The sequence below is a fragment of the Streptomyces sp. NPDC058284 genome, assembly GCF_042881135.1.
GTDB lineage: Bacteria > Actinomycetota > Actinomycetes > Streptomycetales > Streptomycetaceae > Streptomyces.
Genome location: NZ_JBHVYE010000032.1, coordinates 1 through 22,367 on the forward strand (window position 1 = coordinate 1; position 22,367 = coordinate 22,367).

A 22,367-nucleotide genomic window follows, 5' to 3' on the forward strand; every position below is an offset into this window, starting at 1 on the left:
GATCCTCATAGCCCATCTCCGACGCCGCTATCGGTGACGGAGCGTCACCGGCGCACGGGAGCACACCCCCGCTTCACGAAAATCTTGCCAGGGCCACTCAGACGAGTACGGGGACAAGTGGTGGGCGGGGGTGTAGGGAGTGGCGTGCAGCGGGTAGTACACCCGGCCGTCAGTCCACACGGTGGTCACCGTGACGATGCCGTTGTCGGTCTTGCCCAGCCGTCCCAGCCACTGCCGGCCCACGTGGGCGGTGGCCGTGCCGTCCTTGCGGTCCCCGGAGTCGTCGATCACGATGACCCCGCCCTCGTGCGGAGCCGTCGCCGGCTGCTCACGCAGCAACTCGAGCCGCCGGTCGTTGATCTGCTCGGCCTCCCAGGGAGACTCGGACAGGAAGAACTGCAGCCGCTGCACTCCCGGCATCCTCGCGCCGGCCACCGGCTCCGCCCCTGCCAGGCAGGTGATCGTCTTGTTCCGCTCCCGCGGCGCCAGCAGCCCGGTCAGGTACTCGCGAAAACCCCGCCGCTGAGCCAGATGGAAGAAGAGGTCGTCGAACCGGGCCGCGTACTCCTCCAACGGTCCCGGTGCAGGCGGACACGGGCGGCGAGCTGACATCTTCGGCTCCCAGCAAGCAGTTGACTCCTACTACCGGCCTACGGCCAACCCGCACCACCGTCAACCCACACGACCGCCGGATTTAACGAACTACCGGTAACTGCCTGTCATGGTCGACGAGACCGAACTGGGATGGGAGATCGGGCCTTCCCCCGTGAAGGTGGGCACGCGGTTATTGATCACGCGGCGAGCGTGAGTTCAGCGGTGTGGTGTCGGTGTTCGTATTCGTTGGGGCTGAGGTGGCTGTTGGCGGAATGCCGGCGACGGGTGTTGTAGCGGGTCAGCCAGGCGAAGACGGTCCTGCGGCAGGTGGCGGCGTCACCGTAGTCGCGGGCGCCCTGGAGAGTCTCGCGTTTCAGGGACGCGTGGAAGCTCTCGCAGGCCGCGTTGTCGGCGCTGGTGCCGACCGCGCCCATCGACCGGGTGACCCCGAACTGGTCGCAGAGATCGGCGAAGGGCCGGGATCCGTACTGGGCCCCGTGGTCGGAGTGGAACACAGCGCCGTCCAGGCCGCCGCGGGTTGCGGCTGCCATCTGCAGGGCGTCGGCGACCAGTCCGGTGCGCATGTGGTCGGCGATGGACCAGCCGACGGCCTTGCGGCTGAAGCAGTCCAGCACGGTCGCGAGATAGAGGAACTCCCCGTTTTCCAGGGGGAGATAGGTGATGTCGCCCATGTATTTCAGGCCGGGTTAGGTGGCGGTGAAGTCCCGCTGGAACAGGTCCGCAACCGGTGAGGTGGCCGGGTCCGGGAGGGTGGTACGCACGCGTCTGCGCAGGCGGATTCCGGTGATGGAGAACGCCCGCATAACGCGGGCGACGCGTTTCTCGTGTGGACTCGTACAGGGCCACGGCATCGGCCCTGAACCCGTCCGAGTAGTCCTTCATCGCCATCGGCGGTCTTCTCGCTTCCTCCGGATCAATCAGATCCAGCATCAGCGTGTCCACCACCCACAGGGGAGGCCCATTCCCGCCAACGAGTTCATCATATCGCTTTCCTCGCCCGGCATCCATCCAACCAAGATCACAGATATTTCGGGCGGGGTCCGGTGCATTCCCCGCTCACGCACGGTGGAAGGGGAACCCTATCGCCGTATCGTGAACGAGTTGCCCACCTGGGAGGCATTCTGGGTAAGCTCCTCCTTCGTGGCGGGTAACAGCTGACCAGAAGTGCCCGCAGTGCCCAATTGTTGCGAGGAGGTGACGTGTTGATGAAGAAGCCCGAACGGCTTACGCAACGGCGTCATGTGGACCTCGTACGTGTCTCCAGCGCCCTGTGTCGGCGCGCCGGCCGGTAGCTACGTCACCGACCCCGCTTTTCCCGAGAAACCTGGTTTCTCCTTTTCTGGCTCGCCCATTGCCTGACGCAATCCCGCTGCCTCAGCTTCGGAAGGGTTGTCTCAAGGCTTGGCCCGTCCGCTGCTTTCGTGTGCTGGTTTCTCCGATCCCGGAGGTGTGCCGAACATGCGTGGACAGGTGCCGTATTCGCTTGTTCTTTCCGCGGAAGCGGCCGTGTGCCCCTACGGGCGTCGGCCCCGTTCTCACAGACCCACTGGGAGCACCTCATGCCCGTCTCCTCCCCCTCTGATCCGCTGCGCTTCGCCTACTGGGTGCCCAACGTCAGTGGCGGCCTGGTCACCAGCGCCGTCGAGCAGCGCACCGACTGGGGCTACGACTACAACCGCGAACTCGCTGTCATGGCCGAGAACAACGGTTTCGACTACGCGCTCACCCAGGTCCGTTACATGGCCAGTTACGGCGCCGAGTACCAGCACGAATCCACCTCCTTCAGTCTGGCGCTGCTGCTTGCCACCGAGCGGCTGAAGGTCATCGCCGCCGTCCTCCCCGGCCTCTGGAACCCCGGCGTGCTGGCCAAATTCGGAGCCACTGCGGACCAGCTGTCCGGCGGCCGGTTCGCGGTCAACGTCGTCAGCGGCTGGTTCAAGGGTGAGTTCACCGCGCTCGGTGAGCCCTGGCTGGAGCACGACGAACGCTACCGGCGGGCCGAGGAATTCATCACCGCACTGCGCAGCATCTGGACTGAGGACCATGCGCGGTTGGCCGGCGACTTCTACCGGATCCGCGACTTCTCGCTCAAGCCAAAGCCGGTCACCTCTCCACTGCGCCTGCACCCGGAAATCTTCCAAGGCGGCAACTCCACCGCCGCCCGCGCCATGGCCGGACGGGTCTCCGATTGGTACTTCAGCAACGGCAAAGACTTCGACGGGGTCACCGAACAGCTCACTGACGTGAGGGCCTCGGCCGAGTCGGCCGGGCGGCCCGCGCCCCGCTTCGGACTGAACGGCTTCCTGATCGCACGGGACACCGAGGCAGAAGCACGGGAGGTGCTGCGGGAGATCGTCGCCAAGGCGGATACCGAGGCCGTAAGCGGCTTCGGGGCAGCCGTGAAGCAGGCGGGCCAGTCCACCGCCGACGGCAAGGGAATGTGGCAGGACTCCTCGTTCGAGGACCTCATCCAGTACAACGACGGATTCCGTACGGGGTTGATCGGCACTCCGGAGCAGATCGCCGAACGCATCGTCGCCTATAAACGTCTCGGCGTGGACCTCTTCCTCCTTGGGTTCCTGCACTACCTGGAAGAGGTCGAGTATTTCGGCAAGCGCGTGCTGCCGCTCGTACGCGAGCTGGAGGCCCAATTGCCCAACGAACAGACGCGGCCCTCAGCCCCGGCTGTGGTCTGAACCGAGCGGCCTGGCCCGCTGACCAATCCGCCTTGCACCGCCGCCCCTTCGAACCAAGGTCACCGCCATGCCCACCATTCTGTCCGTCTCCGGAAGCCCGTCCGCCACCTCCCGTACCGCCCGCTTGCTGCGACACCTGGACACCAGGCTCACTGCTGAGGGCCACCGAGTCGTGGAACTCGACGTCCGCACGCTGTCCGCCCAGGCGCTGCTCGGCGCCGACTTCCAGCACCCCGACATCGTCACCGTCACCGAACTGTTCGCGCAGGCCGACGGCGTGATCATCGGCACGCCCGTCTACAAGGCCGCCTACTCCGGACTCCTGAAGTCATTGCTCGACCTGCTGCCCCAGCACGCGCTGGCGGGCAAGACAGTGCTGCCACTGGCCACCGGCGGCAGCACAGCCCACGTGCTGGCCATCGACTACGCGCTGCGACCGGTGCTCTCCTCCATGGGCGCCGCGCACATCGTCCAGGGCTGGTTCGTCCTGGACCGACACCTAGGCCTGCGCGAGGACGGCTCGCTCGTCATCGACTCGGGTACCGACGAAGCCCTCCACCGGGTCCTCGACCAGTTCTCCGGCGCCCTCGACCGGGCCCCGCTACTCGCTGCGGCGAGCTGAGGCCACCACCGTAAGGAACCTCCATGACCACCTCCTCCCCCACTACAGCAGCGCAACCGGACCACCCCACACCCGACCACGTCCACGTCATCGCCGACGACGCCGAAGCACTCGCAGTGGCGGCCGCACTGGCGGATGCCTTCCGCCCTGGTGCGGCGGAACGGGACGCCCGGCGCCAGCTGCCACACGCCGAAATCGACCAGCTCTCGTCAAGCGGCCTCCTCGGCATCACCGTGCCTCGCGCACACGGTGGCGCCGACGTCACCGCCGGAACGCTGGCCGAAGTCTTCCGACTGCTGGCCACCGCCGACCCCAGCATCGCCCAAATTCCGCAGAGCCACTTCGTGTATGTCAACGTCTTGCGCGCCCAAGGGAGCTCCGGCCAGCAGGAGTTCTTGTTCCGCGAGGTGCTGGCCGGGCGCCGCCTCGGCAACGCGCAGGCGGAGGCGGGCACCCGGCATGCCCAGGACATCCGCACCCGCCTGGAGCCGGACGGCAACGGCGGCTACACGCTGACCGGAACCAAGCACTACTGCACCGGTGCTCTGTTCGCCCACTGGATCCCGGTGCTGGCCCGCGGCGCCGAGGACAAGCTGTACGTCGCGTACGTACCCCGTGGTGCGCCCGGCGTGGCGGTCGTCGACGACTGGGACGGTATGGGGCAGCGCACCACCGCCAGCGGCACGGTGCGCCTGCAGGGAGTCGCCGTACCGGCCGACCTCGTCGTGCCGCACCACCGCACCTTCGAGGGCCCGCAACTGCACGGTGCATTTGCCCAGTTGTTGCACGGGGCCATCGACAGCGGTGTGGCTCGGGCTGCGCTGGCCGAAGCGGCCGAGTTCGTCCGGACGAAGAGCCGCCCCTGGTTCGAGAGCGGCTCCGCGACGGCCTCCGAGGACCCGCTGCTCGTCCAGCGGTTCGGCGCGCTCGAACTGCGGGTCCGGGCGGCGCAGGCCCTCCTGGAAGCCGCTGCCCGGGCCGTGGACACCGCCACCGCCCACCTCACTGACGACACGGCTGCCGAAGCGTCGATCGCGGTCGCCGCGGCGAAGGCGTACGCGGCGGAGACGGCCGTGGATGTGGGGAGTGCGCTCTTCGAAGTGGCCGGCACCCGGGCCGCTCTGGACGGCCTCAACCTGCACCGGCATTGGCGCGACGCGCGCACCCACACGCTGCACGACCCGGTGCGCTGGAAGGTGCAGCATCTCGGCCGGTACGTCCTCAACGGCACCAGGCCGCCCCGGCACGGCCTCCTGTGACCCCAGCTTCTCCTCCCTCCCCTGCTACTTCCCTGTTTCCGGAGATTCCGTGAGTCTTACCTTCCACTGGTTCCTGCCGACCTACGGCGACAGTCGGCACATCGTCGGCGGCGGCCACGGCCTGCCCGCCGGCGCTGCGGGCGGGCAGCGCCCCGCCACCCTCGGCTATCTCACCCAAATCGCCCGTGCCGCCGAACAACTCGGCTTCGAAGGCGCCCTGACCCCTACCGGGGCCTGGTGCGAGGACGCCTGGCTCACCACGGCGATGCTCGCCCGGGAGACCGAGCGCCTGAAATTCCTCATCGCTCTCCGGCCCGGCATCATCGCGCCCACCCTCGCCGCCCAGATGGCGGCCACCTTTCAGCGGCACGCACCCGGTCGGCTGCTCCTCAACATCGTCACCGGGGGCGAGAGCCACGAGCAGCGCGGGTACGGCGACTTCCTGGACAAGGAGGCGCGTTACGCCCGTACCGGCGAGTTCCTGAGCGTCGTGCGGGATCTGTGGCGGGGGCGGTCCGTCGACTTCGACGGGGAGCACTTGCGTGTCGAGCAGGCGCGGCTGGCCCGCGTGCCCGACCCGGTACCGCCCGTCTACTTCGGCGGATCCTCGGCAGCGGCGGGGGAGGTCGCCGCCCGCTTCAGCGACGTGTACCTGACCTGGGGCGAACCGCCCGCGCAGGTGGCCGAAAAGATCGCCTGGATCCGGAACCTGGCCGCCGGCGCGGGGCGCACGGTTCGCTTCGGTATCCGGCTGCACGTGATCACACGGGACACCGCCGACCAGGCGTGGGCCGAGGCCCGACGCCTCCTGGACGGCTTCTCGCCAGAGGCGATCCGCACCGTACAGGAAGGGCTGGCCCGCAGTGAGTCCGAGGGCCAGCGGCGCATGCTGGCGCTGCACGGCGGCAGCATGAACGAGTTGGAGGTCGCTCCCAACCTCTGGGCCGGCATCGGCCTGGTCCGCGGCGGCGCGGGCACCGCCTTGGTGGGCAGCCACGCCGAGGTGGCCGAACGGATCGTCGAATACCGGCGGCTCGGCATCGAAGAGTTCGTCTTGTCCGGCCACCCGCACATCGAGGAGGCATACTGGTTCGGAGAGGGAGTGCTACCTCGCCTGGCGGAGGCGAAGTTGTGGCGGCGGCCGGGGGTGACGGAGCCGGTGATGGAATCTGAGGTGCAAATCCCGTTCGCGGGACGCGGCTGAGCGGCTCCGCGAAACCTGGCCGACCGGCCCCGATGCCGTGGGAGTGCCGCGCCTCGCTGCGGCCTCCGGCGGGGATCGTCGCGCCGCTAGAGAGTGGGCCGGCCGACAACATACTCGGGCTGCCGCTCGGCGGTTGCTGATCGGCGCGGGACTTGCATCTGGAACTCGGTCTCCAAGATCTCGAGCCCTAGAGGACCCATGCTGGTGGACGGCGGTCGGCCTCTCCGTCGGCGTCGTATCAGCCAGCACCACCCCCTACGGCAGCTACGCGCTCACCGACGTGGCTGTGACGCCCTGAGAGCACCGCTGTCGGGCGAGGCCAGCGTGCCGAGATGAGCACGCAGTCTGTGTGCCCTCGACGGCCTCCGGCTCAGGCAGTGGCCAGGGCGGTCCGGTCGGACACGGCCGGCAACGCCACTTCGGTGCCAGTGAGCCGCCGCTCCCCCGACGCGACCAGTGCTTGCGACCGGTCGAGCCCGAGACTGCAGCAGCCGTGTCGGACGCTGCTCCCTGGTCCGCATGGGCCAGGGAGCAGCTCGACCAGCTGTGCCCGCCCGCCGGGCCGACCGGAACTACCTGCCGCCGACCGGGTCGTGCAGCACGGCCGCCCCCCCCCTCGTCGAACAGCACCAACGGCGTTTCGGCTCCGGCGAGTTGCAGATCGACTACGTGGCAGTGCTCGTCGCAGGCGAGGGCCAGGCGGCTCGCGAACGTGGAAGGGCGCATGTTGAGCAGGCCGCGAGCCGCCGCCGGCCGCAGTGCGTGCCGAAGATAGCCGGCCATGCGCGTAGAACAGTTGACCACCTGGAGGCGGCCATCCCCCTTGGGGTCACCTACGTCGTGTTGCGCAAGAACTGCACGGTCCCAGCCGGTTGAGTGAGACGCTGCGCAAACTGGAGCGGAGCTGGGCGTGTGGAGCTCCTGGAACGCGAGTGGTCCGGATCGGATGATCAGTCACGAAAGACACGAGCTACTGCCGCATACCGCCGTGGCGCTGGACCCGTCGAGCTGCTGCGTCAGGCGGCGTACGAGCGAGCGACACATCGGCTGCACGCTGAGACCCGGCAAAGCAACGCCGCCAATGTGATGATCCTGAATACGGCCATCCGCAACAGAGAACCCTCGGCAAGACCGATATCCGTGTCCAGGAGGCGAGTCGGACCAGCCACGTGTCCTCAGTACTGAGCCTGTCCGGAGGAAAGGGTGAACCAGACGCCTTTGCCCCCTTCGCTGAGGCTGCACCCGGCTGATGAGCTGAGCTCTCGAACAAGAAGGAGGCCGCGTCCGCCCTCGCTCCGCAGGTCGGGCCCGTGGTGAGGTATCCCATCAGTCATCAGCTCTTCCACAGGGCCTGCATCATGGTCCCGAACTTCGACACGGAATCCCGAATTCTGAACTTCCAGAAGTAGTTCAAGGGGGGCTCGTGCCGTGGTGTGCTCAACTGCATTCGTCACCAATTCCGAAGTGAGCAATTCAGCCACGTCATGGTCCACGGCAGCTGGTGCACATGCCGGAGCTTGACGGGTCTGTGTCGAATGCCCAGCAGGGCGCATCAGAGCCGCACGAACAAGGGTTCGAGCTATCGAGGCGGCGACAGGTACAGGAGGCAGAGGTACACGCCATGAAATCGGCGCCTGTGCCGTGTTAGGCATTTCCCTTTTCCATTTCGCAGAAAACTCGTCTACCTCACCCCAACCTCACAAAGCTTGATGTTTCAACGGTAGGGTCCAAGGCCTTGCACCTTACGGGACTTCCGGACAGGCACTTAGGGGCTTTCGTCCCCTCTGTGCGGCCATCTGGCATGACGCCAGTTCAAGAAAGTCTCGCATTTGACAACCGCGAGACTGTGCTAAGACCGCATTTCGCGACTTAGATGAAAGGCGAGGGATGAACTCACAGGGCGCGGCCCGAAGGATGCGCCAGTCCAGCAGAAAGTGTTTCCGTTTTGCAGCGCAGGCAGGACCAGATCCGGGTAAGTTGCCTTACACGGCACGGTCTCGGTAAAGAGAACCACGGCGACCCACAGCGAACCAGAGCAGGCTCCCCAGGAAGGGGAGCGCAAAAGTAAGTACAAGCCAGACGAGCTTCATCCTGCGAGAGCGCCTATGACGCCGGCGGAGGCGATGCCGTGCTCCGTGTTGCTCACAGCTGCTAGAGCCACGTGGGGTGTGTGCTGCCAGAACATTTATATCTCGTTTCTGGGTGATCTCTGCGTTGAGAGCAAGTTCTTACAACATTAAGGAAGAGAGAGGAACCAAGCCCCCCAACGGTTACGGATGAACCTCATCACTAAACGGGAAGCCATGCCGGAAGTGCAAAAAGATGCACCATACCTGCCACTACCGCCCACCCCTACAGGTCGGGCATCATGCCAGCAATTAGCGGCATGCCCCAGAAGGCCTGGCTCGCCGCCGGTGAGGGGATTCAGAGAGGCCAGCCAGACCTTCTGAACCCGAGCCTAAACAGCGTTCAGACCGCGGGTCCAGCGCGAATTTCAGATATGGCGATAGGGAAGACCTCTTACCTCGCCCTCCGTGCGGACGGCTTACTATGCGGGTCGGAGGTATCTCGCCATGCGTGTAGAACAGTTGGAATATCTGGCGGCAGTCACACGGCTCGGGTCACTGCGCCGCGCTGCAGAGGCACTGCATCTGTCTCAGCCAGCGTTGGGCGAGACACTGCGCAAACTGGAGCGCGAACTGGGAGTAGAGCTCCTGGAGCGCAAGCACTCCGGAGCCAAGATCAGTCACGAGGGACGAGAACTGCTGCCGCACATCGCCGCAGTGCTGGACGCAGTTGATCGTCTGCGCCAAGCAGCCGACGAACAGCACCACACCAACCGCGCGCTACGACTGGGCACGGTCAATGCCGCCACCGTCACCCTCCTGACACCAGCCATCCGTGAGTTCCGCACCACCCACCCATCGACCCAGGTGGAAGTTATCGCGGACCGGCATGACGGCATCCAACAACACCTCACCGAGGGCGGATTCGATCTGGGGATCGTCAGCTACCTACGCGACGACGACCTCCCGCCCGGCCTGCATACTACGGAACTACTCCGCGGACGACCCGTTGTATGCATCCGCCAGGACAGTCCCCTAGCCGCACGCTCAGCGATCACCGTCGCCGAGCTGCTGGCCCACCCGCTGATTACGATGCGGGCCGGCTACGTCATGCACCGCTACATCCACCGCCTTCTCAGCGGCAGCACACCGCTCTTCTCCTACTCGGCCGACGGCGCCGAAATGGGGAAACTCATGGTCGCGGAAGGGCTCGGCGCTGCCGTTCTACCTGACTACAGCGTGCACGGCGACCCACTAGAACGAAGCGGCGCCATCACCTACCGCCCTCTCGCCGATGACAACACCGAATTCCGCGTCATGCTCCAACGACGCAACGGACACACGGGACGCACAGCGGCACGCGCCCTGCACGGCATCCTTGTATGCCAGGCCGAAAAGCGACGCGCGAACCAGCCTGGACGAAGGGAAAAACGACTATGAGACAGAGCCTGGCCCCCGCTACCTGCTGTGGTCGGGTCTCGAGCTATGGCGCCACCCTTGTCAGGACACGCATAGCCGCCCTGACCCACCACGCCCCAATCGACACCGTCGTGGATTCGCTCCCCCGCCGCGTAGAGGTACGAACGGATGCCGTTTCTCAAACCCGACACACCGCCGAAGAACAGGTAGGAGTCGGAAAGCCCCACCATCTCCTCCTGGGTGCCTTCCGAACCGTCTTCAAAGCCCGGGTCTGCGTCGCATTTGAGGCAGAGTCCCCCCCACCCCCCAGGCCCTCACCGTCCCGAACTGAAACGAATATGACGCGAAGCTCGACGGCTGGGGCACTACGCAGAAGGCCCCCCGTGACTCAATCCCGCACACACCGTGATCCGCTACGACGCGCAATAGCGCCCCGACCGGACCTTCCCCTCCTTCGTCGGCAAGAGCGTGCCAGGCGAGAAGGAGCCCCTGCACCGGCTCGTCGACAAAGACAAGCAGGACAAGAACCGGACCAAGTCCATCAGCGAGTGCAAGAAGGTCTGGGGCAACTACACCGGTAGCGGCCTGGAGTGCGACGAGTACCCCTTCGCCTCCACCCGGGAAGGGTCCACCAAGGGCGACAACCGCTTCTCCGTCCGCCTCATCGACGGCAAGGACAACGGTGCAGGCGGGAAACGGATAAACAAGACGTACACACAAAACCGCGTCCTTGACGGCGACCCCTTCTACGTGAAGATCACCGACTAGAGATCTTTAACGGTGCGGGTTACGTGGGGTCGTGACGGTTATCGTGGGCCGCGCCATGCCGGAGGAATGAGGTATCCCGATGGCGGTGGACTGACAGCCGAGGAGCGGGATCGACGCGAGCAAGTCCGGTTCGCGGCGGCCGACTTGATCGAGGCGGGAGCCAGTGACCGGGAGGCGGCCCGGCGGTTCCGGGTGACCCGGATGTCGGCGAACCGCTGGCGGCGGACTCTGGCCTCGGGCGGCCGCCAGGCGCTGGTCTCCAAGGGTCCCGGCGGCGCCCGCTGCAAGCTCGATGCCGGCCAACTACGGTCCCTGGAGGCGGTACTGGAGGCCGGTCCGGTCGCGTGCGGCTGGAATGACCAGTGCTGGACGCTGGCCCGGATCGCCGAGATCGTGCGCCGTCGGTTCGGCGTCGAGTACACCCTGGCCGGGCTCGACCTGTTGCTGCACCGCATCGGCTGGAGCGTGCAGGTCCCGGCCCGGAAGGCCACCGAGCGGGATGAGTCGAAGATCGCTGCCTGGAAGGACGAGCAGTGGCCTGTCATAAAAAGAGGGCGGCGGACTTGGGCGCCTGGCTCTGCTTCGAGGACGAGGCAGGTCAGGGACTGAGGCCGCCCAAGGGCCGCACCTGGGGCCGCCGGGGCCGCACCCCGGTCGTGAAGGTCACCGCCGCGGGCACCAAGCGGGTCTCGATGGCGGCGCTGATCTGTACGAAGGGCGGCCGCAGCCCACGGCTGATCTACCGCATCCACCTGGACCGCGGCCCCGCCAAAGGCCGACGCAAGGGCTTCACCGAGACCGACTACGCCCGCCTGCTCGATGCCGCCCACCAGCAGCTCGGCGGCCCCATCGTCCTGGTCTGGGACAATCTGAACACGCACGTCAGCCACACAATGCGACGGCTGATCGCGGCGCGACTATGGCTGACCGTTTACCACCTGCCGCCATACGCTCCGGAGTTCAACCCGGTCGAGGGCGTGTGGTCGCACCTGAAGAGGTCCCTGGCCAACCTCACCAAACACAGCCTTGACCAGCTCACCGCATTGGTGAAGACGCGGCTGAAACGGATGCAGTATCGACCCCACCTCATCGAGGGGCTCATCGCCAAGACCGGACTCGACCTCCAACCGCCGTAACCCCAGCCATTAAAGATCTCTAGCCGGGAAATGCCATGCCGCTCCTTCACGAGTACACCTGCACGGCCACACCAGGCCGCCGCGTCCTGGAGGTGTACGACGCCGACACCTACCTCGACGACACAGCAACCCTGCACACCGCCGAAGAACAGGTAGTAGCCGGAGAGCGCCACCACCTCCACCTGCTCAGCCTCCAGCCCGCCATCAAAGCCCAGGTAAGCATCCGCATCTGGGACACCGTCCCCCAAGCGCCCGCCGACGCCGAAGGCCACGTACCGATCACCATCGAGTCACACACCGGCACCCTCGTCGTCAACGAGCTCGAGTTCGGCCCCGCCGGCGAGACCAACCTGCCCGGCCCCGGCGTGTATGAGGGCCACGCCTGGTGGCGCGGCCGACAAGCCGCAGGCGACTACTACGACAGCTATCTCGACCAGGAGACCGAGGACTGGACCCTCGAACAGACCCGTGACTACTTCGCCCAGTGCCTCGCGGGCGAGCACTACATCCTCGACCTCGCCTACCTCCGCGAGCCGGACCCAGCCGACGGAAACGAAGCGGGTCGCTGAAGCCCCGCAACCATGCGGCAGCGGCCAGCCTGCGCCCTTACTGACTTCGGCTCGTCAGGGTGATCTTCGCCGAAGTTACTGATGGGGCTGGGGTGTTGGCTGTATTCCGGGGTGTGTGAGATACGCGGATGGGGGTGGGTTGACTGTCATGGGGCGTCAGCGCCGGGAGTCGCTTCGGATGCAGGCGGCTGAGATGTTCGAGCAGAAGGTCAAACCGCCGGAGGTCGCACGGCGGCTGCGGGTGAGCCGAAAATCGGCCTACCGGTGGCAACAGCTGTGGCGGGAGGGCGGCGTGCAAGGCCTGGCCTCGCGTGGAGCGAGCGGGTCGCGGTGCCGTCTGTCCCCGCGCTGCCTGGAGAAGCTGGCCATGTATTTCGAGGAGGGGCCGGCCGCCCACGGCCGGGTGGAGGACCAGGTGTGGACCGCCGCCCGGGTGGCCACGCTGATCGGCAGGAAGTTCCACGTCTCCTACAGCGTCTCCGGCGCGACTCGGCTGATGCACCGGCTCGGCTTCTCCCCGCAGGTGCCCGCCCGGAAGGTGGTCGAGCGCGACGAGCAGGCCGTCACCGTGTGGAAGGAGGCGACCTGGGCCGAGGTAAAAGGGCCCGGGCGGCCTGCGGGGGCTACCTCTGCTTCGAGGACGAGGCAGGCTTCACCCGCAAGCCGCCCAAAGGACGCACCTGGGGCCGGAGCGGCGTGACGCCGGTCACCACGGTCAGCGGACGCCGCTCGGCGCGGTTGTCGGTGGCCGGGCTGATCGCGATGCGGCCGGGCTCGCGTACCCGACTGTGCCACCGGCTGATCTGTCACCCGTCGGGCAAGGGCAAGCGCCGCAGCATGGGCCAACGCGACTTCATCGCGCTGATCGACGGCGCCCACCAGCTCCTCAAGGCGCCGATCGTGCTGGTCTGGGACCGGCTCAACACCCATGTCTCCCGTGCAATGCGGAAGTTGATCGACGAGTGCGAGTGGCTGACGGTGTTCCTGCTGCCTGCTTACTCGCCCGACCTGAATCCGGTCGAGTGGGTATGGGCGCACGTCAAACGCAGTCTGGCCAACCTCGCTGTCGTCGCCCTCGACCGCCTGGAGACACTCGTCCGCAACCGGCTCAAACGCCTCCAGTACCGGCCTGGCACCCTCGACGGCTTCATCGCCGGAACCGGCCTCACCCCAGACACCGGACCTTCGCCCCTGGGACCAGGACAGTAACTCGGCGATCTCGAAGCGTGCTTGCTCACGCTAGCACCGCTGTCGGGCGCTCAGGCCGCCCATCCGGACAGCGCATCTCCTGGATATGCTGCCCGTCCTCCCGGCACCGCCCGATCCTGGAGGTCAGCGGCTGCGGGCGGCCCAGACCTCGACGTACGGGCCCCGGTCCACAGAGTCGACCGCGAATCCCGCACCGGCCACAGCGGAGGCGAACTCGTCGGGGTCCCAGACCGTGTACCACCGTCGGCCGTCAGGTTCGTCAAGCCATCCCGTGCGGCCTGTGGCCTTGAGACACACATACATCCTGCCCCCAGGCCGCAGTAGCCCGGCGAACTGCCCCAGCACGTCCGTCGCGTCCGCCCTGTCGAAGTGGACAAGCGAGGCGGAGGCCCAGATCCCATCGAACGTTCCGGTCGGGAACCGCGTCGCGACCTCGCGCAGGTCGCACTGTGAGGTGGGCGCGTGGGCGTTGGCCATCGCCACGAACACCGGGTTGAGATCGACACCACGCACCACATGCCCATACTTCTGGAATCGCGCAAGGTCGCGGCCCGGACCGCACCCGGCGTCGAGGATCAGCGAAGGCGCAGGCAAGGACACCGCGAACCGCTCGACACGATCCGCCATCTTCGGAGCGTGCACCGCCGCGTAGTCGTCGGCATGGCCGCTGTAGACGGCGACTGATTCAGCTACTGGGTCCAACTGTCCCCTGCCGGATGTGGTGCGTGACTTCATTCCACCTACCCTGACCTGCCGCTGGATCGGTATCCAGTGGCCAGAACGAAAAGGGATCAAGCTCATACGCTCGCACCTCACCCATACAGGCGACAGTGCGCCGAAGGACACAATAAGCGTCACCCTGAAGCGCAGAGGTCAGTAAAGCGTGTTGCACAAGGCTGCGTTCGGGCAGGTCAGAGCCAATGAGGGCAGTTCTCTGGTCATGATGCGAGGGCGAGGTTGTGCATGTGGGCGACGGCCTGGATGGCGTGGTGGAGGCCGTCGCTGTGTTGCCGGCAGTCTCGGAGGATCTTGTAGTTCTTCATGCGTCCGATCACATGCTCCGCCCGCGCGCGGACCTTGCGGTGGGCGGCATTGCCGTCTTCCTCGCCCGCCAACAGTGTCCGGCGGGGGTGTTTGCGGTGCGGACCGCCATCCCGCAGTTGAGGTAGGCCCCGTCACCGAGCAGGGTGACACCCTCGCACTGTTCGGCCAGCCCGGAGGCCCGCCACGCGTGAGTGTCCGCCGTGGTGCCCGGCACAGGCCGGGCGGTCGCGATCACGAGACGGCTGTCAGCGTCCACGATGACCTGCACGTTCGCCGAGAACCGGTAGTTGCGGCTGGACGCGCCAACCTGCCTGTCACGGACCGGGATCAGGGTGCTGTCCACGATCCACAACCGGTCCACGGCATCGGCCGGGCGGGAGACGGGCTCGAGTGCGAGCAGAGGGCCCAGCCGCTGGATCACCCGGCACACCGTCGACGACGAGACCCCGAACAGCGGTCCCAGCTGCCGCATGGTCAGGTTCGTGCGGTAGTACACCGCAACGACCAGCACCCGCTCAGCCAGCGGCAGACTCCACGGCCGACCCTGCAGAGTGCCGTCACCGCCCCGCTCCCGCACCACCTTAAGCAGCCGCCTGAACTGATCCACCCGCAGCCCCGTGAACGTTTCCACCCACACGCGCTCGGCCCTCAACACACCAGCCATACAACGGAGACGCCCAGGTCACGGCCTTGTTCAACACGCTTTACGAGCTCGTGCATGGTTGGCGGACGGGCATGGTCAAGTGGTGCTCTGGCAGATCTCACCCTGCCGCGGCAGCCTGCGCTGGGGCCCGATGGATGGCTGCCAGTCCGGCGATAGCCGGGACGAGTTCGTCCAAGAGGTCGCGCCGACCAAGGTGGCGAGCCAGAGCCCGCCAGTTCTTCAAGTGGGCGATGCCGTGCTCGACGCGAATACGTCGGGATGCATGAGCCCTGCGCTGTTGCGTGAACCGTTCCTCCCACCAAGGAGGCGCGTTCTTCTTGAACTTACGGTGCGGTGGCGTGATCACTTGTCCGCCGGTTTGAGCACCCAGCCCCTGATAGCCGGCATCGGCGAGGATGCGCAGGTCACGGTGTCTGCCGAGCAGTTCCACGAGTCCTGCATCGCGGGCTTGGGTGATGTCGGGGCAGCTACCCGGCTTGAGTGCGCCGCCAAAGAGCAGCCGACCCTGGGCATCGGTGACCACCAGGACTTTCACCGCGTTTTGCTTGCTCTTGCCGGAGATGTAGCGGTCGCGACGGTCGGTGCCTGCGGGCGGGCGGCGGACACGGATCTCGGTGGCATCGATGATGGCGCTCTGCCCGCTGGTCCCTAGGTAGTCGACGACGTCTGAGAGCGTGCGCAGCCGGATGCCGGGCCTCACCGCGCAGCCGCGCTGGGCCAGCAGGGGCCGGATCTCACCGATGGCCCGAGTGATGGTGGAACGGTCCACTCTGAACCAGCACGCCAGCACGTCGTGTGTGACTCCGTGGCGGAGATGGACGAGCGTGGCGAGCAGCCGGTCGACGAACACGAGCTTGTAGCGGGCTCCGGCCCCTATCGCTCGTCGCCTCGGACGTTCCGAAAGGCGTCGGCATCGCTGAGCAGCCCACAACGGACCGGCCTCGGCGACGAGTTCAGCGATCATATCCCTGCTCAAACCGGTGATCCGCGGACCGTCGACGATCACCGCACGAGCAACGCTCTCCATGAATCAACCATGCCGCCACGCAGCCCGTCCGCCAACCATGCACGAGCTCGTTAGAGCCTGGCCCGTTACCACCACGTCATACTTAGCGTTTGGCGCGGCGCTGAAACCGTCATTGGCGTCGACGATCACGTAGCACCCTTGCCCGGTGGGGCCGTTGGCTGGGCTCGGGACGTCCCCACGGCAAACCAGGGTCGGGGGTGTCGGCGAGCAGGTCGCGCCAGTAGGCGAGGGAGGCCTCGGCGCGCTCGCAAGTCACCCGGCAGGCACGCCAGGCTGCGTAGTCGCCGAACACCCCCTGCGTACGACCAGTCCGAGAGAGCAGGATGGACATCATGAGTGAGACAGAGTTCTCGCCGGACTGGCAGCGGCCTCCGAAATGTCCTGGGAGGGCTGAACGCTAGCTGGCCCCGCCGCACCCCTGTCGCGGCGGGGCCGCTGTTCACCAGGCGAGCCGGAATAGCGGTTCCGATAACGGCTTCTAAATATCCTTGGAATTTGGATCACTGATCCGCGGAACAGGCCGATACGGCCCCAACTGTGGCCGCTGGGTTTTCCAGAGATGCCGGTGCCACCGCTTGATACACCAGATAGTGAATGAGATCGGCACGAGGGACAAGAATGTTGGGACCGCTGGCGGCAGCCACGGCCAGACGGAGTTGGGCCACACCACGGCGAGGACGATGGGGAGTACGAAGCTTTGGCCGAGCAGGAGACCTCCCCACACATACTCCACTCGAGACCACCAAGATAGCCCTTCAAGGTACGTCTCGAACCGAAGCATGACGCTGATAATCAACGCCACGGCCGGCGCGACTATCCAAGGGGAGGCGGGCAAACCGCGATTGCCGACGCATTCGCCAATAAGGGTGCCGGGTATATAGGCCACCAGAAGGAACATGGCCGTATAAAGAGCGCCTCCCCCTATGGCCCCGAGCTCATCATCTGAGTCAGCAACGCGACGTTCTTCATCGCTTTTCACGGCGCCCACTTCCCTTCGTTACCTACAGGCACGCCTCTGCCAGTGCGGGTAGTCCCGTGGAGTTGACTATGAGGTTAACAATGTCCTCGTCGATACCAGTGGGGCGCTTCTTGGGCTTTATCCAAGCCCAAACAGCTTTGAGTACCTTCTTACCCCCCTTGACGATCTTGTAGACTTTGGCGACTCCGATCGCGTTCTCAGCAGCAAACTTTGCCACCCCAGCCGTGCACTGAAACCATCCCCGCGCTGCGGGTTCTGCACTAGCGGCCTGGTTAAGAAAATCCGCCAACTCCTGCTGCGCCCCATGGTCACCGGCCTCGACGCGCTGAATGAGCGACTCAGGAATTGAAGCAATAATGTCGAACGCTTGCTGGAGTGCAGCCATTCCCTCCTCGTCGCTGACGCCATCAAGGCGACCGGAGCGAATGAGGGCAGAGGGAGCATCTCCGGTTGACTTCCGCGCCTCGATACGGATTACGGCATCCTGCAGACTCTGCAGCGCATCAACAGTTGCTGCCGCCTGCGGCGTATTCTCTCGCGTTCGATCGGCGGCAGCGGCCGCCCCGGAGGCAGCGGCGTCAATCATGGCTGCGGCGACAAGAGTGGCAACTCCTGCAGCAAAGCGGCGACGGTAAGGCATATTCTCCGGAACGACACTCCTTTTAGTCTGAGTTCAGGCGCGACTTGGCAACGCGTCAGTACAGTCCGCAATCGCCACAGGACGCCTCTACCGCGATCAGACATTACTTACATCTTCAGCTCCAGTCGATTAGGAAATTCCCGTATAGCGATAGGGATTCCTTTTCACGCCTTCCGGTGCCGTTCAACTGACCGGCCTGCCACGAGTCCTGGGGCAGCCTGCTGGGCGCAGAGAAAGGCACACTCTAGACCAGGTCCGATGAGACCCCTTCGAAGAGCCGGCCGGAGCCATGCGAGCCACTATCGGAGCGGTTACGTCGCGCTGCTCACAGCCAAGACGATCAACGGCCTGGCCGTGACGACCGACTCCGAGCTGACCGACACTGCGGTCGAAGCCTCATGGTCGGCCATCGAACTCGACGCGGTCATCGGCGGACGGTTCCACGACGATATGGAGGCCGCGGTCGCCGCCGGGCGGGAGTGGAGCCGGGACGCTCACACCGCGCTGCGCGCGATAGCTCCGGACGGCGCCTCCGTGATCAGGATGTTCCGCCCTCGAGGACTTCGTCGAGCTTCATATAGGAGTCCCATCGCCAGCGGACCCCGGCGTCATCCGTGAACAGCAGTGCAGGCCGGTTGTTATCCACCGTGGCTTCCGCCTGCTCATGCGTGGCGCTGCGACTCCTCGGCGGGGCCGGATCCATGCCGCAGTCGCCCACGTGCACGTACACCGGGCGCTTCTCGACGCCGATGCCCTGCTCGATGGGGTGTACCGAAAGTGGCGACGGTTCGCTGCTCCTCGAAAAGATCAGTCGCAGTGATGCTCACGAAGGTTGCGGACTCTGGGCCGTGCCGTGGGCCAGGTCGGCCAGTCGTTCCGCGTCGGGGGTGCCGGGTTCGGCCGACCAGAGCACGAGTTGCTGTTCTGGTGCGCCGGCGTAGCGGAAGGTGTCCCAGTCGAGGGTGAGTTCGCCGACGCGGGAGTGGGTGATGCGTTTGCTGCCGAAGTCCTGGTGCGCGACGCGGTGCTCGGCCCACCAGACCCGGAATTGCTGATCGGCAACGGCCAGCTCGCCCACCAGGGCTGTGAGGGCTGGGTCCGTCGGATTCGTTCCGGCTTCCATCCGCAGGACTTCGACGCAGGTGCGGGCCACGTCCTCCCAGCCCGGGTAGATGTCGCGCATCACCGGGTCGGTGAAGACCATGCGGACGTAGTTGCGCTCGGGCTCGGGCACGGCCGAGAAGTCGCATAGCAGCTGTGCTGCCAGTGGGTTCCAGGCGAGGATGTCGAGGCGTGGGCCGAAGACGATGGCGGGGGTACCGGTGAGCTGGCCGAGCAGCCGGGTCAGGTGCGGGTGCACTTTGGGGCGCGGGGACCGGCGCGGCGTCTTGCGGTGTCCGGCGCGCGCGGCCTGGTCGACCAGTCCTTCCACGTACGTCCTCTGGTCGGCGTCCAGCCGTAGTTCCCGCGCGAGGGACTCGAGTACCGGCGGCGACGGTGCCAGTCGGCCCTGCTCGATGCGTACGTAGTAGTCGGTGCTGATGGTGGCGAGCTCAGCCACTTCCTCGCGGCGCAGTCCCCGCACGCGGCGCTGGGTGTGGGTGCGCTCGGGAAGCCCGACCTGCGCCGGTGTGAGTTCACCACGGCGATGCTTAAGGAACTCACCGAGCTCACGAAGATGCGCGGAATCAGCCATTCCTCCAGCATGGCACCGAGGGAAAAGCTCTGCCTGGGAGAGATCCTTCCTAGGAAGCAGCCCGACCTTCCCGGGCCCCGGCCGTCGGCCGGACAGTGGACACAGGCCCGCAGATCGCCGGCCGACACTGATTCCCCCAGGAGCAGAACATGAGGACCGACGTCCGATTCCCCACCAACGGCCTGCAGCTCGCCGGCCACCTCTACCTTCCCGAGGACAGCGACGGCCCGCTCGCCGCCATCGTCATCGGCCACCAGACGACCGGGGTCAAGGAACAGTCCCCGGCGGTGTACGCCACACGCCTGGTCAAGGAAGGCTTCGCCGTCCTGACCTTCGACGCCGCATTCCAGGGCGAATCGGAGGGCATGCCCCGCGGCCTGGAGGACCCCTTCCAGCGCGCCGAGGACTTCCGCGCAGCGGTCTCCTACCTCACCACCCGCCCCGAGATCGACTCCGACCGCATCGGCGTGATGGGCGTGTGCGGCTCCGGCGCCTACGCGCCCTACGCCGCCCAGACCGACCACCGGATGAAGGCCGTGGCCGGCGTCTCCGGGACCGACGTTCCCAGCTTCTTCCGCGGTGCCGACCCCGAGGGCTGGCAGCAGATGGTGGCGAACTCCGGAAACCTCCGCAGCGCCGAAGCCGCCGGCGAGCCCGCGGCAACGTTCCCCGCGCTGCCCGAGACGGCCGATGCCGACACCCCCGCCCCGGTCGCCGAGTTCATCGACTACTACAAGACGCCCCGCGGCAGGCACCCGCGCTCCACGGGAGACGTGGCCGTGCGTAGCGCGGACCTCCTCGACCAGTTCGACTCCTTCGCCGACGTCGCCAAGATCGCGCCTCGCCCGCTGCTCATGATCGTCGGCACCGAGGCTGTGACTCGCGGGTTCTCCGAGAAGGCCGTCGCCGACAGCCCCGGCAACGCCGAGCTGTTCCTCGTCGAGGGCGCCACCCACGTCGACCTGTACGACCGCGACCAGTACGTGACTCCCGCCGTCGCCAAGCTGGCCGAGTTCTTCAGCAAGCACCTCGGCTGAGCCGGCAAGCGTGAGCGGTCATCCAGCGGACGCCTCGTCCGCGCTGCGGGTAGATCCCCTCGGTCAGGGTGGAACGTCCCCGGCGAGAGTCAGGCGCCCGAGTGTCGCGAAGGTGCTGGTCACAGCCACTCTCCGATGGCTGCGACCAGCACCACGGCCTCGTAGCGAACGGCAAGCTTGTCGTATCTCGTGGCGACCGCGCGATGTCTCTTGAGGCGGTTGATCCCACACTCGACCGCATGGCGCTCGCGGTAGTCGACCGGGTCGAAATGAGGCGGCCGACCACCGCGGGAGCCGAGTTTTCGGCGGTTGCGTGCCTGGTCGGCCTTCTCGGGAATGGTGCATCGGATCCCTCGCCGACGCAGGTAGGCACGGTTCCTGCGGGAGGCGTACGCCTTGTCAGCACGCACCCGATTGGGACGGATGCGTGGCCGGCCGGGCCCAATGCGCGGGACGCAGACCTTCTCCAGCACCGGTTCGAACTGCGGTGAGTCCCCGCCCTGCCCGGCCGTGACCACGAGTGACATGGGCTTCTGCCCCTGTTCGATGGCCAGGTGCAGCTTGGTGGCAAACCCGCCGCGCGAGCGTCCCAACCCGTGATCACGGGGTTCGGTGAAGACGCCACCTGGTGGTTCCTTCTGCAGGTCGCCCCGCTTGCAGGCCCCGGCTGCATGCTGATGGGCGCGGCACACCGTGGAGTCGACACTCAGGTCCCACACGATCGAGCCCTTCGCGTCGGCCAGGGACTGGAGCCGGGTGAGGATCCGCTGCCAGGTGCCGTTCCGCTGCCACCGGCGGAACAAGTCGTAGACCCGGCTCCACGGTCCATACTCGGCAGGCACGTCCCGCCACGGAACACCGGTCCGAACCCGGAACCGTATGCCGTCGATCAACCGCCGCCGAGGCCAGACGGGTGGCCGCCCCGCCCTGGCCCCCTTCGGCAACAACGGCTCCAGCACCGCCCACTGCTCGTCCGTGACTACGGCTACGAAATCAGGCTGACCGACATCCGAGCCTGGCAGCTCATCGATCTCACCCCCATCACCGTCCCGGCCAAACTCATCCGACCCCACCGCGTGGTCGCCGCACTCCAACAGCACCCACGCCACATGGGACTGACCAAAGCCGTATTCAACCGAGCCCTGCGCATCACCCAAGCGCTCGTTACAGCCACCGAATCACACGGCCACACAACAGCACCAAGCCCTGCACCGAGCACTCCCCCGTCCCGTCACCGCCGACACGCAGCACCGCACTTCACCATCACCACCCAGGGTGAACGCCTCGACGTCCGCATGCTCCAGGAACTCGACCACCACAAACACATCCCCACCGACAAAGAACGCGCCGACGCCGCAAAGCACACATGGATGCGCATCCCCCGCTTCGACTACACCCCCGCCAACAGACTGCGATTCATCCTCCGAGGCGGCACCCCACACCGCGGAACCGAATGGGCCGACCTCGACAGCCGACCGCTGGAAGACCAACTCCCCGAAATCATCCAAGAAGTCGACCTCCGCGGCGAAGCCGCCGAACGCAACCGCCGAGCAGAGGCGCAGGCCGAGGAAGCGGCACTGCAGCACCAGGAAAACGCCCGGCGCAACGCCCACGCCGCGTACACCCACGCCTACCGCGTCAAGCGCCTCGAAGAACAGACAGCAACCTGGCACGAAGTCAAGCGTCTGACCGAGTAAGTCACAGCGGTACGCGAACG

The 22,367-nt window shown here is 66.3% G+C and carries 23 protein-coding genes and 2 pseudogenes; 14 read left to right on the forward strand and 11 right to left on the reverse strand.

From position 1 onward, the window contains the following. Nucleotides 1–27: 27 nt before the first annotated feature. Nucleotides 28–612: a transposase gene (locus ACFVYR_RS32175; protein ID WP_384258739.1), complete on the reverse strand. Its 585-nt coding sequence runs from the start codon at nucleotides 610–612 to the stop codon at nucleotides 28–30. A gap of 179 nt (nucleotides 613–791) precedes the next feature. Then, nucleotides 792–1,442 (reverse strand): annotated as a pseudogene (locus ACFVYR_RS32180) (IS3 family transposase); the annotation flags it as partial. Between the two features lie 378 nt (nucleotides 1,443–1,820). On the opposite strand from ACFVYR_RS32180, the gene ACFVYR_RS32185 reads away from it, so the two are divergent. The 5 genes from ACFVYR_RS32185 (at nucleotide 1,821) to ACFVYR_RS32205 (ending at nucleotide 6,396) form a co-directional block, all read left to right on the forward strand. Further along, nucleotides 1,821–1,907: a putative leader peptide gene (locus ACFVYR_RS32185; protein ID WP_361161080.1), complete on the forward strand. Its 87-nt coding sequence runs from the start codon at nucleotides 1,821–1,823 to the stop codon at nucleotides 1,905–1,907. A 267-nt stretch (nucleotides 1,908–2,174) separates the two neighbouring features. After that, nucleotides 2,175–3,311: a dimethylsulfone monooxygenase SfnG gene (gene sfnG, locus ACFVYR_RS32190; protein WP_384258741.1), complete on the forward strand. Its 1,137-nt coding sequence runs from the start codon at nucleotides 2,175–2,177 to the stop codon at nucleotides 3,309–3,311. A 67-nt stretch (nucleotides 3,312–3,378) separates the two neighbouring features. Then, a complete protein-coding gene (ssuE, locus tag ACFVYR_RS32195) occupies nucleotides 3,379–3,933 on the forward strand; it encodes an NADPH-dependent FMN reductase (RefSeq protein ID WP_384258743.1) in 555 nt (184 codons plus the stop codon). Nucleotides 3,934–3,956: 23 nt separating this feature from the next. Continuing rightward, nucleotides 3,957–5,192 carry an SfnB family sulfur acquisition oxidoreductase gene (locus ACFVYR_RS32200; protein ID WP_384258745.1) on the forward strand — a complete coding sequence of 412 codons (1,236 nt, stop codon included), beginning with the start codon at nucleotides 3,957–3,959 and terminating at the stop codon, nucleotides 5,190–5,192. Between the two features lie 49 nt (nucleotides 5,193–5,241). Continuing rightward, nucleotides 5,242–6,396 (forward strand): LLM class flavin-dependent oxidoreductase, encoded by a 1,155-nt coding sequence (locus tag ACFVYR_RS32205; RefSeq protein ID WP_384258747.1) that lies wholly within the window; start codon nucleotides 5,242–5,244, stop codon nucleotides 6,394–6,396. 1,175 nt (nucleotides 6,397–7,571) lie between these two features. Here ACFVYR_RS32205 and ACFVYR_RS32210 read toward each other — a convergent pair. After that, nucleotides 7,572–8,048, reverse strand: a complete 477-nt coding sequence (locus ACFVYR_RS32210) for an ATP-binding protein (RefSeq protein WP_384258749.1) — start codon at nucleotides 8,046–8,048, stop codon at nucleotides 7,572–7,574. Nucleotides 8,049–8,378: 330 nt separating this feature from the next. Beyond that, on the reverse strand, nucleotides 8,379–8,603 hold the full coding sequence (locus ACFVYR_RS32215) for a PLD nuclease N-terminal domain-containing protein (RefSeq protein WP_384258888.1): 225 nt from the start codon (nucleotides 8,601–8,603) through the stop codon (nucleotides 8,379–8,381). A 366-nt stretch (nucleotides 8,604–8,969) separates the two neighbouring features. On the opposite strand from ACFVYR_RS32215, the gene ACFVYR_RS32220 reads away from it, so the two are divergent. The 7 genes from ACFVYR_RS32220 (at nucleotide 8,970) to ACFVYR_RS32250 (ending at nucleotide 13,563) form a co-directional block, all read left to right on the forward strand. Further along, on the forward strand, nucleotides 8,970–9,902 hold the full coding sequence (locus tag ACFVYR_RS32220; RefSeq protein ID WP_384258751.1) for a LysR family transcriptional regulator: 933 nt from the start codon (nucleotides 8,970–8,972) through the stop codon (nucleotides 9,900–9,902). A 447-nt stretch (nucleotides 9,903–10,349) separates the two neighbouring features. Next, nucleotides 10,350–10,649: a NucA/NucB deoxyribonuclease domain-containing protein gene (locus tag ACFVYR_RS32225; RefSeq protein WP_384258754.1), complete on the forward strand. Its 300-nt coding sequence runs from the start codon at nucleotides 10,350–10,352 to the stop codon at nucleotides 10,647–10,649. A gap of 66 nt (nucleotides 10,650–10,715) precedes the next feature. Further along, on the forward strand, nucleotides 10,716–11,258 hold the full coding sequence (locus ACFVYR_RS32230; protein WP_384258756.1) for a winged helix-turn-helix domain-containing protein: 543 nt from the start codon (nucleotides 10,716–10,718) through the stop codon (nucleotides 11,256–11,258). Continuing rightward, a complete protein-coding gene (locus tag ACFVYR_RS32235; RefSeq protein WP_384258890.1) occupies nucleotides 11,255–11,785 on the forward strand; it encodes a transposase in 531 nt (176 codons plus the stop codon). Before ACFVYR_RS32230 ends, ACFVYR_RS32235 begins: the two co-directional genes overlap by 4 nt. Before the next feature lie 35 nt (nucleotides 11,786–11,820). Beyond that, nucleotides 11,821–12,354 (forward strand): hypothetical protein, encoded by a 534-nt coding sequence (locus ACFVYR_RS32240; RefSeq protein ID WP_384258758.1) that lies wholly within the window; start codon nucleotides 11,821–11,823, stop codon nucleotides 12,352–12,354. 139 nt (nucleotides 12,355–12,493) lie between these two features. Then, nucleotides 12,494–13,054, forward strand: coding sequence for a winged helix-turn-helix domain-containing protein (locus tag ACFVYR_RS32245; protein WP_384258761.1), 561 nt, complete (start codon nucleotides 12,494–12,496; stop codon nucleotides 13,052–13,054). Beyond that, nucleotides 12,940–13,563 carry a transposase gene (locus tag ACFVYR_RS32250; protein ID WP_384258892.1) on the forward strand — a complete coding sequence of 208 codons (624 nt, stop codon included), beginning with the start codon at nucleotides 12,940–12,942 and terminating at the stop codon, nucleotides 13,561–13,563. Before ACFVYR_RS32245 ends, ACFVYR_RS32250 begins: the two co-directional genes overlap by 115 nt. A 123-nt stretch (nucleotides 13,564–13,686) precedes the next feature. Here the strand turns inward: ACFVYR_RS32250 and ACFVYR_RS32255 are convergent, their stop codons facing one another. The 6 genes and pseudogenes from ACFVYR_RS32255 to ACFVYR_RS32280 form a co-directional block, all read right to left on the reverse strand. Further along, nucleotides 13,687–14,298, reverse strand: coding sequence for a class I SAM-dependent methyltransferase (locus ACFVYR_RS32255; RefSeq protein ID WP_384258764.1), 612 nt, complete (start codon nucleotides 14,296–14,298; stop codon nucleotides 13,687–13,689). Nucleotides 14,299–14,501: 203 nt separating this feature from the next. After that, nucleotides 14,502–15,271: pseudogene (locus tag ACFVYR_RS32260) on the reverse strand (transposase family protein). A 97-nt stretch (nucleotides 15,272–15,368) separates the two neighbouring features. Beyond that, on the reverse strand, nucleotides 15,369–16,298 hold the full coding sequence (locus ACFVYR_RS32265; RefSeq protein ID WP_384258766.1) for a transposase family protein: 930 nt from the start codon (nucleotides 16,296–16,298) through the stop codon (nucleotides 15,369–15,371). A gap of 1,001 nt (nucleotides 16,299–17,299) precedes the next feature. Beyond that, nucleotides 17,300–17,863: a hypothetical protein gene (locus ACFVYR_RS32270; RefSeq protein WP_384258769.1), complete on the reverse strand. Its 564-nt coding sequence runs from the start codon at nucleotides 17,861–17,863 to the stop codon at nucleotides 17,300–17,302. 592 nt (nucleotides 17,864–18,455) lie between these two features. Further along, on the reverse strand, nucleotides 18,456–18,647 hold the full coding sequence (locus tag ACFVYR_RS32275; protein ID WP_384258771.1) for a hypothetical protein: 192 nt from the start codon (nucleotides 18,645–18,647) through the stop codon (nucleotides 18,456–18,458). A 93-nt stretch (nucleotides 18,648–18,740) separates the two neighbouring features. Further along, nucleotides 18,741–19,613, reverse strand: a complete 873-nt coding sequence (locus tag ACFVYR_RS32280; protein WP_384258773.1) for a helix-turn-helix domain-containing protein — start codon at nucleotides 19,611–19,613, stop codon at nucleotides 18,741–18,743. 149 nt (nucleotides 19,614–19,762) lie between these two features. Between ACFVYR_RS32280 and ACFVYR_RS32285 the strand changes: the two genes are divergently transcribed. Then, nucleotides 19,763–20,650, forward strand: coding sequence for an alpha/beta hydrolase (locus tag ACFVYR_RS32285; RefSeq protein ID WP_384258776.1), 888 nt, complete (start codon nucleotides 19,763–19,765; stop codon nucleotides 20,648–20,650). A gap of 119 nt (nucleotides 20,651–20,769) precedes the next feature. Here the strand turns inward: ACFVYR_RS32285 and ACFVYR_RS32290 are convergent, their stop codons facing one another. Next, nucleotides 20,770–21,672 (reverse strand): IS5 family transposase, encoded by a 903-nt coding sequence (locus tag ACFVYR_RS32290; protein ID WP_384258895.1) that lies wholly within the window; start codon nucleotides 21,670–21,672, stop codon nucleotides 20,770–20,772. Between the two features lie 87 nt (nucleotides 21,673–21,759). Between ACFVYR_RS32290 and ACFVYR_RS32295 the strand changes: the two genes are divergently transcribed. Then, nucleotides 21,760–22,347, forward strand: a complete 588-nt coding sequence (locus tag ACFVYR_RS32295) for a hypothetical protein (RefSeq protein WP_384258904.1) — start codon at nucleotides 21,760–21,762, stop codon at nucleotides 22,345–22,347. The last annotated feature ends 20 nt before the right edge of the window (nucleotides 22,348–22,367 follow it).

Bases quoted from the DNA above. Each gene is read 5' to 3' on its own strand.
- ACFVYR_RS32175 (WP_384258739.1), bottom strand. From the start codon at position 612: ATGTCAGCTCGCCGCCCGTGTCCGCCTGCACCGGGACCGTTGGAGGAG.
- ACFVYR_RS32185 (WP_361161080.1), top strand. From the start codon at position 1,821: ATGAAGAAGCCCGAACGGCTTACGCAACGGCGTCATGTGGACCTCGTA.
- sfnG (WP_384258741.1), top strand. From the start codon at position 2,175: ATGCCCGTCTCCTCCCCCTCTGATCCGCTGCGCTTCGCCTACTGGGTG.
- ssuE (WP_384258743.1), top strand. From the start codon at position 3,379: ATGCCCACCATTCTGTCCGTCTCCGGAAGCCCGTCCGCCACCTCCCGT.
- ACFVYR_RS32200 (WP_384258745.1), top strand. From the start codon at position 3,957: ATGACCACCTCCTCCCCCACTACAGCAGCGCAACCGGACCACCCCACA.
- ACFVYR_RS32210 (WP_384258749.1), bottom strand. From the start codon at position 8,048: ATGCCTAACACGGCACAGGCGCCGATTTCATGGCGTGTACCTCTGCCT.
- ACFVYR_RS32220 (WP_384258751.1), top strand. From the start codon at position 8,970: ATGCGTGTAGAACAGTTGGAATATCTGGCGGCAGTCACACGGCTCGGG.
- ACFVYR_RS32230 (WP_384258756.1), top strand. From the start codon at position 10,716: ATGAGGTATCCCGATGGCGGTGGACTGACAGCCGAGGAGCGGGATCGA.
- ACFVYR_RS32240 (WP_384258758.1), top strand. From the start codon at position 11,821: ATGCCGCTCCTTCACGAGTACACCTGCACGGCCACACCAGGCCGCCGC.
- ACFVYR_RS32255 (WP_384258764.1), bottom strand. From the start codon at position 14,298: ATGAAGTCACGCACCACATCCGGCAGGGGACAGTTGGACCCAGTAGCT.
- ACFVYR_RS32265 (WP_384258766.1), bottom strand. From the start codon at position 16,298: ATGGAGAGCGTTGCTCGTGCGGTGATCGTCGACGGTCCGCGGATCACC.
- ACFVYR_RS32270 (WP_384258769.1), bottom strand. From the start codon at position 17,863: ATGATTGACGCCGCTGCCTCCGGGGCGGCCGCTGCCGCCGATCGAACG.
- ACFVYR_RS32280 (WP_384258773.1), bottom strand. From the start codon at position 19,613: ATGGCTGATTCCGCGCATCTTCGTGAGCTCGGTGAGTTCCTTAAGCAT.
- ACFVYR_RS32285 (WP_384258776.1), top strand. From the start codon at position 19,763: ATGAGGACCGACGTCCGATTCCCCACCAACGGCCTGCAGCTCGCCGGC.
- ACFVYR_RS32295 (WP_384258904.1), top strand. From the start codon at position 21,760: ATGGGACTGACCAAAGCCGTATTCAACCGAGCCCTGCGCATCACCCAA.